The sequence below is a fragment of the Streptomyces odonnellii genome, assembly GCF_000981895.1.
Taxonomy (GTDB): Bacteria; Actinomycetota; Actinomycetes; order Streptomycetales; family Streptomycetaceae; genus Streptomyces; species Streptomyces odonnellii.
Genome location: NZ_LATD01000140.1, coordinates 1 through 1,246 on the forward strand (window position 1 = coordinate 1; position 1,246 = coordinate 1,246).

Sequence of the window (1,246 nt, forward strand, 5' to 3'; positions counted from 1 at the left end):
CGTCTCCTCCCCCGTCCTCGCCCCCGCCTTCGTCTCCGTCCCCCGGGACGACCGTCGACGGATCGATGTCCCCCACCGCGAAGGCGAGGGTCTCGCTGTCGCCCACCTTCGTACCGTTCGCGAGGGTGCCGCTCATGGTGAAGGTCGCCCGGTACACGCCCTCCTCGGTGAACGCCCATACCGGGTGGGCATGGGTGTGGGTGGCGAACGAGAAGCTGTCCGGCAGCCCGTCGCCGCTGTTGAGTACGTTGGTGAGCCCGCCGAGACCGCTGTTCTGGAATGCGGCCAGCCGCCCCGGTCCGCGTACCGCGGTCAGTTCGTACGTCAGATCCCCGCGGAAATCCGCCGGATCCAGCTCCGTCGAGCCCCAGCCCGGCCAGACCAGCCCTGGCGCCTGCTGGTCGGGCAGCCACCACACCGGGTCGCCGACCGTCCCCAGGAACTCGTAGCCCGCGCCGATCTTCCGTTTGGCCTGCGGCTTCACATGGATGACAACGCTCTCCGGCTCGCGCCACACCAGGGTCTCGTACGCGCCGTCCTTGATCTGGAACCGTAGCTCGCCGCCGACCAGCCGGGTCGCCAGGTCGATATGCCCGTCGTCGATGACATACCCCCTCGGCGGCGTCGGCGTCGGTGTCGGCGACACGGTCGGATCGGGCCCCGGGCCGGAGCCGGAGGACGTGGGTGCAGGGGTGGTCGGTGTGGGTGTGGGTGATGGGGTGGACCCGTCGCCGGGCAGCACTTGTCCGGGATCGATGTCGTCACCGACCACGACGGAGACGGTCTCCCTGTCGACACCGCGCTCGCCGCCCCCGATGTCGACGGAGATCTCGAAGGTCAGCCGGTAGACCCCCTCCGCCGTGAAACCCCACATGGGTGTGAAGCGTTCGGAGTCGGGGAGGGTGAACGACGCGTACTCCGGCAGCCGTTCCACCAGCAGCGGTTCGGCCTGGGCACCGTTCGCCCAGTCCCAGGAGAACATGGCGAAGTCGCCGGGGCCCTGGACCTCCGCCAGCCGCACCCCGGCCGACTCGGCCCGCGCGGCGGGGAGTTCGGCGGTGCTCCAGCCGGGATCGAGGTCGAAGCGGTCGTCGGAGCCGACGCCGTTGAGGAGCCAGACGGGATACCCCGGAGTCTCCTCGAACATCGGTACGGGTTCGATCATCGCGCCGTCGATCGCGTACTCCGTCTCCGGCTTGGCGTGCAGGACCACCGTCGAGGGCTCCCGCCACACCGTGCCCCCGCC

1 protein-coding gene is annotated in these 1,246 nt (G+C 70.2%); it reads right to left on the bottom strand.

All coding sequences use genetic code 11. The annotated features are described in order from the left end of the window. Positions 1-1,246: choice-of-anchor M domain-containing protein (locus WH07_RS39750; RefSeq protein ID WP_157877344.1), on the bottom strand; the 1,246-nt coding region annotated here is incomplete at both ends.